At 64.5% G+C, this 12304-nt stretch carries 15 protein-coding genes; 10 read left to right on the top strand and 5 right to left on the bottom strand.

From position 1 onward, the window contains the following. The first annotated feature begins 146 nt into the window (after positions 1-146). Positions 147-344 (top strand): hypothetical protein, encoded by a 198-nt coding sequence (locus tag VB618_RS14820; protein WP_329797656.1) that lies wholly within the window; start codon positions 147-149, stop codon positions 342-344. Here the strand turns inward: VB618_RS14820 and VB618_RS14815 are convergent. From VB618_RS14815 to VB618_RS14805, 3 genes are all read right to left on the bottom strand, one after another. Beyond that, positions 341-670 carry a DUF1850 domain-containing protein gene (locus tag VB618_RS14815; RefSeq protein ID WP_329797482.1) on the bottom strand — a complete coding sequence of 110 codons (330 nt, stop codon included), beginning with the start codon at positions 668-670 and terminating at the stop codon, positions 341-343. The two genes, VB618_RS14820 and VB618_RS14815, sit on opposite strands and share 4 nt — an antisense overlap. A 38-nt stretch (positions 671-708) precedes the next feature. Further along, entirely contained in the window at positions 709-3000 is a 2292-nt protein-coding gene (locus VB618_RS14810; protein ID WP_329797481.1) for a TRAP transporter permease, read from the bottom strand. 88 nt (positions 3001-3088) lie between these two features. After that, entirely contained in the window at positions 3089-4057 is a 969-nt protein-coding gene (locus tag VB618_RS14805) for a TAXI family TRAP transporter solute-binding subunit (RefSeq protein ID WP_329797480.1), read from the bottom strand. A gap of 154 nt (positions 4058-4211) precedes the next feature. Here VB618_RS14805 and VB618_RS14800 point away from each other — a divergent pair, with 154 nt between their 5' ends. The 6 genes from VB618_RS14800 to VB618_RS14775 all read left to right on the top strand — a co-directional run bounded on the left by VB618_RS14800 (position 4212) and on the right by VB618_RS14775 (position 9641). Further along, a complete protein-coding gene (locus tag VB618_RS14800; protein WP_329797479.1) occupies positions 4212-5789 on the top strand; it encodes a glucan biosynthesis protein in 1578 nt (525 codons plus the stop codon). 91 nt (positions 5790-5880) lie between these two features. Continuing rightward, on the top strand, positions 5881-6048 hold the full coding sequence (locus tag VB618_RS14795; protein WP_329797478.1) for a hypothetical protein: 168 nt from the start codon (positions 5881-5883) through the stop codon (positions 6046-6048). A 3-nt stretch (positions 6049-6051) separates the two neighbouring features. Next, positions 6052-6801 carry a zinc ABC transporter ATP-binding protein AztA gene (gene aztA / locus VB618_RS14790; RefSeq protein WP_329797477.1) on the top strand — a complete coding sequence of 250 codons (750 nt, stop codon included), beginning with the start codon at positions 6052-6054 and terminating at the stop codon, positions 6799-6801. Between the two features lie 14 nt (positions 6802-6815). Then, entirely contained in the window at positions 6816-7682 is an 867-nt protein-coding gene (locus tag VB618_RS14785) for a metal ABC transporter permease (protein WP_329797476.1), read from the top strand. A gap of 20 nt (positions 7683-7702) precedes the next feature. Further along, positions 7703-8629 (top strand): metal ABC transporter substrate-binding protein, encoded by a 927-nt coding sequence (locus VB618_RS14780; RefSeq protein WP_329797475.1) that lies wholly within the window; start codon positions 7703-7705, stop codon positions 8627-8629. 49 nt (positions 8630-8678) lie between these two features. Continuing rightward, positions 8679-9641: a CobW family GTP-binding protein gene (locus VB618_RS14775; protein WP_329797474.1), complete on the top strand. Its 963-nt coding sequence runs from the start codon at positions 8679-8681 to the stop codon at positions 9639-9641. A 33-nt stretch (positions 9642-9674) separates the two neighbouring features. On the opposite strand, the gene VB618_RS14770 is transcribed toward VB618_RS14775, so the two are convergent. Next, positions 9675-9917, bottom strand: a complete 243-nt coding sequence (locus tag VB618_RS14770; protein WP_329797472.1) for a hypothetical protein — start codon at positions 9915-9917, stop codon at positions 9675-9677. A gap of 172 nt (positions 9918-10089) precedes the next feature. On the opposite strand from VB618_RS14770, the gene VB618_RS14765 reads away from it, so the two are divergent. From VB618_RS14765 to VB618_RS14755, 3 genes are read left to right on the top strand one after another with little or no spacing between them, the layout of a single operon-like run. Continuing rightward, positions 10090-11097: a WD40 repeat domain-containing protein gene (locus tag VB618_RS14765; protein ID WP_329797471.1), complete on the top strand. Its 1008-nt coding sequence runs from the start codon at positions 10090-10092 to the stop codon at positions 11095-11097. Positions 11098-11105: 8 nt separating this feature from the next. Then, positions 11106-11384 carry a hypothetical protein gene (locus tag VB618_RS14760; RefSeq protein ID WP_329797470.1) on the top strand — a complete coding sequence of 93 codons (279 nt, stop codon included), beginning with the start codon at positions 11106-11108 and terminating at the stop codon, positions 11382-11384. Between the two features lie 11 nt (positions 11385-11395). Continuing rightward, positions 11396-11950 carry a DUF2937 family protein gene (locus tag VB618_RS14755; protein ID WP_329797469.1) on the top strand — a complete coding sequence of 185 codons (555 nt, stop codon included), beginning with the start codon at positions 11396-11398 and terminating at the stop codon, positions 11948-11950. Here VB618_RS14755 and VB618_RS14750 read toward each other — a convergent pair. Next, complete coding sequence (locus VB618_RS14750) at positions 11911-12249, bottom strand: hypothetical protein (RefSeq protein ID WP_329797655.1); 339 nt, start codon at positions 12247-12249, stop codon at positions 11911-11913. The two genes, VB618_RS14755 and VB618_RS14750, sit on opposite strands and share 40 nt — an antisense overlap. Between the last annotated feature and the right edge of the window lie 55 nt (positions 12250-12304).

The raw sequence follows: 12304 nt of genomic DNA, 5'->3' as shown, positions 1-12304 counted from the left end.
TCCGATTGGACGCAGACGCGACAGAATGAGATTCGGGCAGAGCTTGCACCGGAGGGGGCGTTTAGGGTAGTCCCCTGTGCAACAAACGGAGTAAGGCAACAGTGGCTCAGGCGAAAAGCACCAACTGGCGCAACGTGGTCACCATCATGAGCATCATGATCCTGGTCGGTGCGGAAGTCTTCGGCGTCGCGATCGCCGCCGGCTGGGCGATTGCCGGCCTGTTCGAACTCGGCGACTACGTAGGCTATGCGCTGATGGTTCTGTTCAGCCTGTTTGCTCTCTACATCCTCGTGAACCTCTGGCGCCGCTGCGTGGCGGTCGAGCCGCTCACCGGGCGCGCCTAAGGCTTTTCGCACACCTTCATCACGATCGGATCGGCCTCGGGCGGCACATAGGCCCCCATCGGTCGGCACTGGCCCGAGACGCAGATCCGCCAATCCGCCGTGGCTCCCGAGCGGCGCATGATCACCTGCGCTTGAGGCGGCAGGTTCGGCTTCCACGACCAGACGCCGTTGAGGAGTTTGGCCTCCGGTGGCGGCTCCATCCCGGCTCCGGAGCCGCGCACCCGCGCCTCGACTAGTTCAAGTCCTGCCGGGCCTGAGCGCCAGTCCTCTTCCCAGACGATCTTCTCGACCGAATGCGTCCAGGCCAGGGTGATTGCTCCCGCCATAAGGGGCGCAATCGTGGAGCCTGCCAGGAGGCAGATCATCAACTGACGACGGGCGTGGCGACCCGGCGCGTCTGCCAGACGTGGTAGCCGACGAAGAGCGCCGAGAGAACGAAGCCGATCTCGTCAGTCACCGGAATAGCCGCCACGAGGAAGCCGGCTGCCACGGCAGCCCAGATCCGCTCCCACCAGGTCAATGGCTTCAGGAAGTACCCGACCGAAGCCACCCCCCAGAGCACCATGGCGAGCGAGGCTTTGATGACGATGTAGACCACCGCAAGCCAGTAGCCGGCCCCCTCCAGACCTGGCACCGGCTGCAGCATCAGGGTGGGGTCGTAGACGGCCATGTAGGGGATGACGAAGCCGGGCAGCGCGATCTTCATCGCCTGGATTCCGATCTTGAGTCCGGATTCCTTCGCCATGGGTGCTGCCGCGAAGGCGGCGAGCGCCACGGGCGGCGTCAGGTCCGCCATGATGCCGAAATAGAACACGAACATGTGCGAGACGATGAGCGGCACATCGAGCTGCAGCAGGATGGGCGCGGCGAGCGACGAGGTGATGATGTAGTTCGGGATCGTCGGGATGCCCATGCCGAGGATCAGGCTGAAGATCATCGTGAGCACGAGGGCCGCAAAGATGTTCTCCTTGCCGATGGAGATCATCCAGGTGCCCACAATGGTGCCGAGGCCCGTGAGCGTCATGGTGCCGATCACGATGCCGACCACCGCGCAGGCGAGGCCGACTGGCAGCGCTTGGCGCGCGCCGTCCGCCATGGCGTCGACACAGGCCTGAAGCGTCGTGCGTCCCCGGCCCGTGAAGGCATTCCACAGGGAGAGCGCCGCGACCACGAGGACGACGAGCGTGACAGTCGAGGCCAGCGAATAGGCGGAGACCAGCGCAAGTCCGATCCAGAACACGATGCGCAGGGCCGGTGTGCCGAAACCTGCCACGATGGCGGTGCCGAGGATCAGCGCCACGGTGAGCGACAGGCCCACTGCGCCAGCGAAGAGCGGCGTGTATCCGGCAAAGAGCAGATAGACGAGAACGCAGAGCGGGGCGAGAAGAAACCACTTCTTCTTCATCTCGGTCCAGGCATTCGGCAGCTCGGATTTCGGCAGGCCTCTCAGATGGCTCTTGCCGGCCTCCAGATGCACCGCAAGGTAGCAGGCTGCGAAGTAGAGAACGGCCGGAATGATCGCCGCCTCGACGATTTTTGAGTACGGCACGTCGATGGTCTCGGCCATGATGAACGCGACGGCGCCCATGACCGGCGGCATGATCTGGCCGCCCATGGATGAGGTGGCCTCGACGCCGCCGGCGAAGGCGGCCTTGAAGCCGAAGCGCTTCATGAGCGGAATCGTGAACTGGCCCGAGGCCACCACATTGGCGACGCCCGAGCCCGAAACCGTGCCCATGAGGGCAGACGACGCCACGCAGACCTTGCCGGGGCCACCCTGCTTGTCGCCGAACACCGCCATCGAGATGTCGTTGAAGAAATCGATGACGCCGGCTTTTTCCATGAAGGCGCCGAACAGGATGAACAGGAAGATGTAGGTCGCCGACACCAGCGTTGGGGTGCCGTAGATGCCTTCCGTTCCAAACGACATGTGCTCGATCACCTGCTCGAGCGAATAGCCGCGATGATCGAGGGGCGCCGGCAGGTAATTGCCGAACAGGCAGTAGGACAGGAACAGGCCTGCGACGATGGGTAGAGCCGAGCCCATCACGCGCCAGACGAGATAGATCAGGATGGCGAGTGCCGCGATGCCGACAACAAGGTCGAGCGTGGTGAGATCACCAGCGCGAATGACAAGCTCCTCGTAGAATGCCAAGTGGTATAGCCCGACCACAAAGCTTGCGAGGCCGACGACCCAGCCGATGGCGCGCAGGGACGACGAGCCCGAGCGGTGGTTGGCGATCATCGCTCCGGCCACGAGGCACAGGAAGCCGACATGGATGGTACGCACCACTTGGCTCGGCATGCTGCCGCCGAACCAAAGGACGAGCCCGAACGCAATGGCAATGGCAATCCAGGCGAGGGCGCCGTCGACAATGCTGCGGCGGCGAACCGCAAGTCCGATCAGCCATGCCGCCCAGGCCACCATAGCGGCGGCCCAGAGATGGGTGAGGCTCAAGCCTGCGATGAAAGGCTGATCCAGAGGAATGCCGAAGGAGGTGATGATCTGAAACGTGGAGAACGAGACCGCGATCCAGAACAGGAGTCTGCCGAGGAACCCTTCGCCGAAGCTCTCCGGCAGACCGTGTTCCGGATTTACGGCCTCAGACGGCGCTTCCATCTGCGCGAGTTCGGAAGTGTTGACGCCATGGCTCATCTGCGGCTCCTCACGGATCGTTCTTCTTGTCATGAAAAAGGCCGGAGCAGTTCACCTGCCCCGGCCTTTTTGTCAATGAAAGCGCAGGTTACGAACCCTGCTTCTTCACGCCCTTCTCGTCGAAATAGCGCTGTGCACCCGGATGCATAGGAACGGGCATGCCGGAGAGAGCGCTTTCCAGCTTGATGTCCTTGGCGGCGGCATGAGCCGCGGACAGATCCGGCAGGCTCTCGTAGATCGCCTTGGTCATCTGGTAGACGGTCTCGTCCTTCACTCCGGAATGGGTGACGAGATAGTTCACGACGGCAGCCGTCTGCACAGGAGCGGTCTGGCCGCCATAGGTGTTCGCTGGGATCGTCGCCTTGATGTAAGGCGTGCCGACCTTCTCCACGACGGCGGCGGGAATCTCCACCACGACGATCGGCACCGAGGTGGCGAGGTCGCGAATGGAGGACACGCCGAGGCCGGCCGATTGCAGGGTGGCGTCGAGCTGGCGGTTCTTCATGAGCTCGACCGACTCGCCGAACGGCAGGTACTCGACCTTGCCGAGATCCTTGTAGGACAAGCCCGCACCCTGGAGGATCGCCCGGGCATTGAGTTCGGTGCCGGACTTCGGCGCACCAACGGAAAGGCGCTTGCCCTTCAAATCCGCCAGCGACTTGATGCCGGATTCCTGGGTTGCCACGACCTGGATGTAGTTCGGGTAGATCGCCGTGATGCCGCGCAGCTTGTCGAGCTTACCCTTGAAGCCTGCCTCCTCGTCGCCGGCCCAGCCCATGGCCAGGCTGTCGCCGAGGGTGAAGCCGATCTCGCCCTTGCCCTGCTGCAGGAGGGTGAGGTTCTCGACGGACGCCTTGGTGGCCTGGACCGACGGACGGGACCCCTGCACCTTGTCGGAGAAGACTTTGGAGAGCGCAACGCCCAGCGGGTAATACACGCCAGAGGTGCCGCCGGTCAGGACGTTGATGAAATCCTGGGCTTGGGCCGGGATGCTGGCTCCGGCCAGCGCAATGGCGGCCGCAGCGCCGATGAGGCGGCGCATGACTGTTCGATGCATAGCGTACTCCCTAATTTACGGCACGGTTGTCGCCGTGCCTGTGTGTGGGGCTACTTTGACCGCTGACGAAGATTTCTCAAGAGGCTAAGAGGGACTTAATCCTGCCACCTTGGTCGGTAGGGGTGCGTCCCTTCACAGATACATGCGCTCATCCATGATCAATCGCCGCCAGTTCCTCCAGACCGCAACCGCTACGGCCGCCTTGGCCGCTCAGGGCTTTTCCGCCCCCGCTCTGGCGCAGCAGGGCCTGAAGATGGGAGCCCCCTCGGCCTTCTCGTTCGAGGAGCTGAAGAAGCGGGCGCAGGACATGGCGCGCTCCCCCTACGTGGCGCCGCCCAGCCCCTCGCCCGAGGTGCTCTACCAGATCGACTACGACGCCCACGGCAAGATCCGGTTCAAGACCGATCTGGCGCTCTGGGCCAACGGCCCCAGCGAGTTCCCGGTCACCTTCTTCCACATGGGCCGCTTCTTCCAGAAGCCGGTGCGCATGCATGTGGTGGAGAGCGGGCAGGCCCGCGAGATTGTCTACGACAGCGACTATTTCGACATGCCGGCGGATTCCCCGGCCCACAAGCTCCCCGACAACTCGGGCTTTGCAGGCTTCCGCTTCCAGGAGGCCCGCACGGGCAAGCTCGACTGGAGGAAGAACGACTGGGTGGCCTTCCTCGGTGCCTCCTATTTCCGCGCCATCGGTGAGCTATACCAATACGGCCTCTCCGCCCGAGGCTTGGCGGTCGATGTAGCCGTGTTCGGCAAGAACGAGGAATTCCCCGACTTCACCCACGTGTATTTCGAGACACCCCAGCCTGGCTCGAACACGGTCACGGTCTACGCGCTCCTTGACGGTCAGAGCGTGGCCGGCGCCTACCGCTTCGTCATGCAGCGGGCCTCTGCCATCATCATGGACATCGACAGCGCGGTTTACATGCGCCAGGAGGTAAGCCGCCTCGGCCTCGCGCCTCTGACCTCCATGTACTGGTATTCTGAGAAGGCCAAGACCACCGCGGTCGACTGGCGCCCCGAAATCCACGACTCGGACGGGCTGGCACTGTGGACCGGCACCGGCGAGCGCATCTGGCGCCCCCTCAACAACCCGCCCCGCATCATCACCTCGGCCTTTGCCGACGAGAATCCGAAGGGCTTCGGGCTCCTGCAGCGCGACCGGAACTTCGACCACTACCTCGACGGCGTCTATTACGACCGCCGTCCCTCCCTCTGGATCGAGCCGCAGGGGACCTGGGGCCGGGGCTCCATCCAGCTCGTGGAGATCCCGACCGACGACGAGATCCACGACAATATCGTAGCCATGTGGGTGCCGGCGGAGCCGGTCCGGGCCGGTCAGGCCCTCGAGCTGCGCTACCGCATGCACTGGTCGGCGGAGGAGCCCTATCCGACGCCGCTGGCGCGGGTCGTCGCCACCCGGTTCGGCAATGGCGGACAGGCCGGCACCAACCGGCCAAAGGGTGTGCGCAAGTTCATGGTGGAGTTCATGGGCCAGCCCCTGACCAAGCTTCCGAGCGGCGTGATCCCCCGGCCCGTGCTTTCCGCCTCCCGGGGCGAGTTCTCGAACATCTTGACCGAGGCGGTTCCCAACAACGTGCCCGGCCACTGGCGCACCCAGTTCGACCTGACCGCGACCGGAACCGAGCCGGTGGAGATGCGCTGCTACCTGCGCAACGAGAACGAGATCTTAAGCGAAACCTGGCTCTATCAATACCATCCGGCATTCTGAGATTAACCCTTCAAAACCATATTGTTGAAGGGGCGTATAAAATACTATACGCCCCTGGAAATCGGATGCGGATGGGTTTATGTAGGAGGCCATGTCACATGGCCATCACCATCATGCCCACGAGCACAGCCACGCGCATCGGGCGGTCGCCGCTGCCCCGACCTTCTCGCTCCTGCGCCTCTCGGTCGGGCAGCGCCTAGCTGGGTCTGCCGCCATCCTGGCAGGCTTATGGCTGATGGTTCTTAGCGTGATGGGGTAACGCATGGGTCTCACATCCACCGTCATCCGGTTCGACGAGGTCACCCTGGGCTACGGCCGCAGGCCTGCCGTGCATCACCTCGACGGGGAGATCCCGGCCGGCAGCCTGATCGCCGTGGTCGGACCCAACGGAGCCGGCAAGTCCACCCTGCTCAAGGGGATCGTCGGGACGCTGAAGCCGCTTGACGGCCATATCCGCCTGAAAGGACCGGCTTCAGGCATCGCCTACCTGCCGCAGGCTGCCGAGATCGACCGGTCGTTCCCGCTCTCGGTCTACGACCTTGTCGCCATGGGCCTGTGGTCCCGCTCCGGCCTGTTCGGCGGCGTCGCGCGCCGCGACCGCACCAGGATCGAAGAGGCGCTGGCGGCCGTGGGCCTGATCGGCTTCGAGCGCCGCCCCATCTCCACCCTGTCGGGCGGCCAGATGCAGCGCGCGCTCTTCGCCCGACTCCTGCTCCAGGATGCTCCTGTCATCCTGCTCGACGAGCCCTTCACGGCCATCGATGCGAAGACGACCGCCGACCTGCTCGACCTCGTCCGCCGGTGGCATGACGAATCCCGCACCGTCGTGGCCGTGCTGCACGATCTCGACATGGTCCGACGCACCTTCCCGCAGACCCTGCTCATCGCCCGCGAGCCGGTGGCCTGGGGCGAGACCGGCGAGGTCCTGAGCCCGGAGAATCTCCTGAAAGCCCGGCGCATGGTCGAGGCATACGATCCGCACGCGGATGTGTGCCACCGCAGCGCTGCATAAGACTGGCAATCTCCATGCTCGACCTGTTCTACGCGCCTTTGGCCGAATTCGAATTCATGCAGCGGGCCCTCGTGGGCGTGATAGCCATTGCCCTCGGTGGCGGTCCTGTCGGCGTCTTCCTGATGCTGCGGCGCATGAGCCTCACGGGCGATGCCATGGCCCATGCCATCCTGCCGGGCGCCGCCGTGGGCTATCTCCTGGCCGGTCTCTCACTGCCCGCCATGACCATCGGCGGCTTGTTCGCGGGCGTGATCGTTGCAGTCGCGGCGGGCCTCGTCTCGCGTTTCACGGCGCTCAAGGAAGACGCGTCGCTCGCAGCCTTCTATCTCCTGTCCCTGGCGCTGGGCGTCACCATCGTGTCGCTGCGCGGCTCGAATGTGGACCTGCTGCACGTGCTCTTCGGCACGGTTCTGGCGCTCGACGACAGCACGCTCCTGCTGCTCGCCTCCATCTCGACCATGACTGTGCTGGCCTTGGCGGTTCTCTACCGCCCGCTCGTGCTCGAATGCGTGGACCCGATCTTCCTGCGCTCGGTGAGCCGGGCCGGGACCCCCACGCACCTGATCTTCCTAGGATTGGTCGTCATGAACCTTGTCGGCGGCTTCCATGCTCTCGGGACCCTGCTGGCTGTGGGCATGATGATGCTCCCTGCAGCCGCTTCCCGCTTCTGGACCAGCGACATCACCATGATGATGATCGTCTCTATCGTGGTCGGCATCGTCTCAGGGTTCAGCGGCCTACTGCTCTCCTTCCATGCCGAACTGCCCGCCGGACCGGCGATCATCCTCTCGGCCGGCGCCATTTATGTGATTTCCCTCGTGCTCGGCCGTGAGGGCGGCCTGCTGTGGCTTGTTTGGCCCGGCCGGCATCTGGAAGCCTGACCTCTCAAAAGGATCGACCCATGCTGACGAGAAGATCTGCCGTGTCCCTGCTGGCAGGATGCCTCACTCTTGCTGCGTCTGCAGGGCCGGCAGCGGCGCAGAATGCCGAGAAGCTGAAGGTCGTCGCCAGCTTCTCGATTCTTGGCGACATGGTCCGCAACGTGGGCGGCGAGCGCATCGAGCTGGTGACCCTCGTCGGCCCCAACGGCGATGCGCATGTCTATTCGCCCACGCCTGCGGATGGGCGCCGCCTGACGGAAGCGAAGATCGTCTTTACGAACGGCCTGAAATTCGAAGGCTGGATCGACCGCCTTATCAAGTCCTCCGGCACCAAGGCTGCCAGGGTCGAGGCCGCCAAGGGCGTGAAGCCGCTGAAGGGTGAGGAGGAGGGCCACGGGCATGGACACCACGATCACGGCAGCTCCGATCCGCATGCCTGGCAGAGCATCGGCAATGCGAAGACCTATGTGGCGAATGTCCGCGATGCGCTGATTGCCGCCGATGCGGCGGGCAAGGGCGCCTACGAGGCCAATGCGAGCGCCTATCTCAAGCAGCTTGACGCGCTGGAGGCAGAGGTGAAAAGCCTCGTTGCAGGCATTCCCACTGAGCGTCGCCGGATCATCACCTCCCACGATGCCTTCCGCTACTTCGAGGCGGCCTACGGCATCGACTTCGTATCGCCCCAGGGCGTCTCCACCGAATCGGAGGCCTCGGCCAAGGACGTGGCCCGCATCATCCAGCAGATCAGACGCGACAAGATCGCTGCCGTCTTCGTGGAGAACGTCTCCGACGCCCGCCTGATGGAGCGGATCGCCAAGGAAACCGGTGCCAAGATCGGCGACAGGGTCTACTCCGATGCGCTCTCGGAGGCGAACGGCCCCGCCGGCACTTACATTGATATGATGCGACACAATATAAGGGCTTTCAGCGCGGCCCTTTCGAGCTGACCATCCACCCTCCCCGCTCGTGGGAGATGAACGTTGCGGACCTAATCCGATGACCGACAAGATCCCCGTCACCGTCCTCACAGGCTATCTCGGCGCTGGCAAGACGACCCTCCTCAACCGCATCCTCACCGAGCAGCACGGCAAGAAATACGCCGTGATCGTCAACGAGTTCGGCGAGATCGGCATCGACAACGAGCTCGTCGTCGGCGCCGACGAGGAAGTGTTCGAGATGAACAACGGGTGCATCTGCTGCACCGTGCGCGGCGACCTGATCCGCATCCTTGATGGGCTGATGAAGCGAAAAGGAAAGTTCGACGCGATCATCGTCGAGACCACGGGCCTCGCCGATCCGGCCCCCGTGGCCCAGACCTTCTTCATGGACCAGGACGTGTCCGACACCGCCCGCCTCGATGCGGTGGTGACGGTGGCCGACGCCAAGTGGCTGTCCGACCGGCTCAAGGATGCGCCCGAGGCCAAGAACCAGATCGCCTTTGCGGATGTGATCATCCTCAACAAGATCGATCTCGTGTCCGCGCAGGAACTGGAGGAGGTCGAAGCCCGCATCCGCGCCATCAACCCTTATGCCAAGGTCCATCGGACACAGAACTGCGCCATCCCGATCTCCGAAGTGCTCGACCGCAAGGCCTTCGATCTCGACCGCATCATCGAGATCGAGCCGAACTTCCTGGAGGAAGGCCATCACCACCATCACGACGAGGAGATGCAGTCCGTCGCCGTGCACCACGATGGCGAGGTCGATCCGGAGAAGTTCATGCCGTGGATCTCGAACCTGACCCAGGTCGAGGGGCCGAACATCCTGCGCTGCAAGGGCATCGTGGCCTTCCCTGACGAGCCGAAGCGCTTCGTGTTCCAGGGCGTTCACATGATCCTGGACGGTGACGTGCAGGGCGAGTGGAAGCCGGGCGAGAAGCACACCTCCAAGGTCGTGTTCATCGGCCGCGACCTGAACGAGAAGGCGATCCGCGAAGGTTTTCTCGCCTGCGCGGCGTGAGAAAAGCGGGAAGGTTTGGAAAGCGTTTGCGGATCAACTGGCAGCCGCATTCCCTTTCGCCAGGCAGTCCCTGACATAGGTTCTGCGGGCAGCGATCATCTGCTCGCGGACCTCAGGGAGCGTCTTGCCGCCGGTCCTGTAGATCAGGCGGGCATCCCTCTCGCAGGCGGCCTTCAGAACCTCCCTCGTCGATGTAGCGCCGCGCTGCTCCTGGGCGGCAAGGCCCACGGGCATGGCGATCGCAAGGCTGAGGGTGATCAGAGGCAAGATCCGCATTATGTCGCTCATGATTCGAGAACGCGCATCATGGGTCTGGCGTCCCATGGGGTCTAAGGCGCAAAGGTCTTAGTCCGTCCGGACATCCGCCGGACCGGATCCAGGCCTCAAGACGATGTTGCTCCCGTTTTGCTGATTTGTGCTATGGGCAGCCATCTCAAGGAATTGCTCAATGACTGCAGGAACCGCTCCATCTCTCACCCAGAACGTGACGCCCTTGAATGCGGGCGCGCATGTGACGGCCATCGGCTGGCTGAAGGGCACGGCCGCCCTCGGCCTTGGGGACGGCGGCATCGTGCTTGCGAAGGATGGCGAGACTCATCGCGTCGAGGCTCATCCGGATGCGGGCGTTCTGGCCGGGGCCTGCGACGGCGCGCGCTTCGTCACCGGCGGCGACGACGGCCGCGTAGCCGTCACGGGGGCAGACGGCTCCACCAAGACCCTGGCCGAAGCCAAGGGCGCCTGGATCGACGCGCTTGCCGTCAATGCGGGCGGCGCCTTCGCCTATGCGGCCGGCAGGAAGGTCATTGCCCGCGACGACAAGGGACGCGAGAAGGTCCTCGAGGTGCCCTCCAGCGCTCGAGGCCTTGCCTTCGCGCCCAAGGGTTACCGGCTGGCGATCTCCCATTACAATGGCGCGACCCTGTGGTTTCCCAACGTGGAGGCGAAGCCCGAGGGACTCGAATGGAAGGGCTCGCATATCGACGTGACCTGGTCGCCGGATGCCCGCTTCGTGGTGACCTCCATGCAGGAGAACGCGCTCCACGGCTGGCGGCTCATCCCGGACAAAGGCCACATGCGCATGAGTGGCTACCCGTCGAAGACGCGCTCCTTCTCCTGGTCCGGGGACGGCAAGTGGTTTGCCACCTCCGGCGCGGAAGCCGCCATCATCTGGCCCTTCGAATCGAAGGAAGGCCCCATGGGCAAGGCGCCGCGGGAATGCGGCGTCAGGCACGCCAAGGTCAGCCGGGTGGCCTTCCATCCGAACACCTATGTGCTGGCGGTCGGCTACGAGGACGGCTGCATCCTGCTGATCCGCCTCAACGATGCCTCCGAGCTTCTGGTGCGCCCCGCCGTCAAGGGCAGCGGCATCACGGCCATGGCCTGGGACAAGGCCGGCCGGCGCCTCGCCTTCGGGTGCGAGGACGGCCAGGCCGGCATCCTGACCCTGCCCACATGAGATCGCCGGTGGCACTCTTCGGCGCCTTCATGCGGGGGACCTTCGGTCTGCCCAAACCCGACAGGCAGGCGGTCGACCGCGTGAAGGAACTCGCCCGCTCGGCCCTTCAGGCCTCGCCGGATACGGCCTTCGCGGTCAACGAGATCGCCTGCAACGACCCCGGCTGCCCCGGCATCGAGACAGTCATCCTGGTGATGGAGCCGGGCCGGAAGACACGGGCGCTCAAGGTTCCCAAGACCCTCGACGAAGTCGCGGAACAGGATATCCTCGCGGCTCTTGACGGTTGAGGAGGACAAGCTTGTCCCGGGTCGCCCGCATCATCGCTTTCGGTCTCGGGCTCCTTGGCGGCGTTACCGCCTCGCAAGGGCCTGAATTCGCTCAGCAATACCGTCAGCGCCTGGGCGGCGCGGTCGACGAGTTGCGGCAGGTGATCACCCGATTCGAGAGGGACGCTCAAGTCAGCGGCGAGACGCGGGAGAGCGCCATCGCGCGCCTGCGGTCCAACACGGACGATTTCGTCAGCCGCCAAGGCGCGGCCATGCAGGCCAATGCGGAGCGCTTGGGTCGGCTTGAGGCCCACCGGACGGCCATGATGGAGGCCGGCTCCTTTTCCCGCATCGCCCTGCTGGTTCGCGACGGCGACACGGATATCCTGGAAGCCGTCTCCCGCGACTTCGAGCCGGCCGTGCCGGTCACCGAGGAGGGCCTTCTCTCGGCCGCCGCCGGCTTCATTGCCGTTTGGGGCGGCCTGCTTCTGCTCTCAGGCTTCCTGCGCAGCCTTTTCCGGCGCCGTCACCGGCAGCATAAATCGGTTCAGGTCTCACGCTCCGGCTTTCCGGCCAGAACCACATAGAAGCCAAGACCGTCTTGCGCCGGCAGGGTCTGCAGCCGGTCGATCCAACCGCGCTTCTTGGCCTCGAGCAGCGCCTTGCCGACGGGCTGGAACAGCGTCTCGCCCCCGCCCTCCGGCGGAGGGTCGAGCCGGATGGCGATCGATTTGGCCTGAGCGAAGCGGCTGCGCTCCAGCATGTCCTGGATCGAGGCGGCCGCCTTCTCCCGCGAGGCGCCGCGCAGATCGAGCACTGTCTCAGCATCTGTGGCGCCAAGCCCACCGCGGAGCTTGCTCGCATAGAATTCGTCGAAATGGGGCATGCAGGCGTGCTCTGTATCGATCCCGGCCGGCTCAAGGCCGGCCAGGATGTTGATC

It is taken from the genome of Microvirga sp. CF3062, assembly GCF_036314045.1.
Classification (GTDB): domain Bacteria; phylum Pseudomonadota; class Alphaproteobacteria; order Rhizobiales; family Beijerinckiaceae; genus Microvirga.
Note: the sequence above shows the minus strand (reverse complement) of the source record. Positions and strands in the feature narration are given on the sequence as shown.

Bases quoted from the DNA above. Each gene is read 5' to 3' on its own strand.
- VB618_RS14820 (WP_329797656.1), top strand. From the start codon at position 147: ATGAGCATCATGATCCTGGTCGGTGCGGAAGTCTTCGGCGTCGCGATC.
- VB618_RS14815 (WP_329797482.1), bottom strand. From the start codon at position 670: ATGGCGGGAGCAATCACCCTGGCCTGGACGCATTCGGTCGAGAAGATC.
- VB618_RS14810 (WP_329797481.1), bottom strand. From the start codon at position 3,000: ATGAGCCATGGCGTCAACACTTCCGAACTCGCGCAGATGGAAGCGCCG.
- VB618_RS14805 (WP_329797480.1), bottom strand. From the start codon at position 4,057: ATGCATCGAACAGTCATGCGCCGCCTCATCGGCGCTGCGGCCGCCATT.
- VB618_RS14800 (WP_329797479.1), top strand. From the start codon at position 4,212: ATGATCAATCGCCGCCAGTTCCTCCAGACCGCAACCGCTACGGCCGCC.
- VB618_RS14795 (WP_329797478.1), top strand. From the start codon at position 5,881: ATGTCACATGGCCATCACCATCATGCCCACGAGCACAGCCACGCGCAT.
- aztA (WP_329797477.1), top strand. From the start codon at position 6,052: ATGGGTCTCACATCCACCGTCATCCGGTTCGACGAGGTCACCCTGGGC.
- VB618_RS14785 (WP_329797476.1), top strand. From the start codon at position 6,816: ATGCTCGACCTGTTCTACGCGCCTTTGGCCGAATTCGAATTCATGCAG.
- VB618_RS14780 (WP_329797475.1), top strand. From the start codon at position 7,703: ATGCTGACGAGAAGATCTGCCGTGTCCCTGCTGGCAGGATGCCTCACT.
- VB618_RS14775 (WP_329797474.1), top strand. From the start codon at position 8,679: ATGACCGACAAGATCCCCGTCACCGTCCTCACAGGCTATCTCGGCGCT.
- VB618_RS14770 (WP_329797472.1), bottom strand. From the start codon at position 9,917: ATGCGGATCTTGCCTCTGATCACCCTCAGCCTTGCGATCGCCATGCCC.
- VB618_RS14765 (WP_329797471.1), top strand. From the start codon at position 10,090: ATGACTGCAGGAACCGCTCCATCTCTCACCCAGAACGTGACGCCCTTG.
- VB618_RS14750 (WP_329797655.1), bottom strand. From the start codon at position 12,249: ATGCCCCATTTCGACGAATTCTATGCGAGCAAGCTCCGCGGTGGGCTT.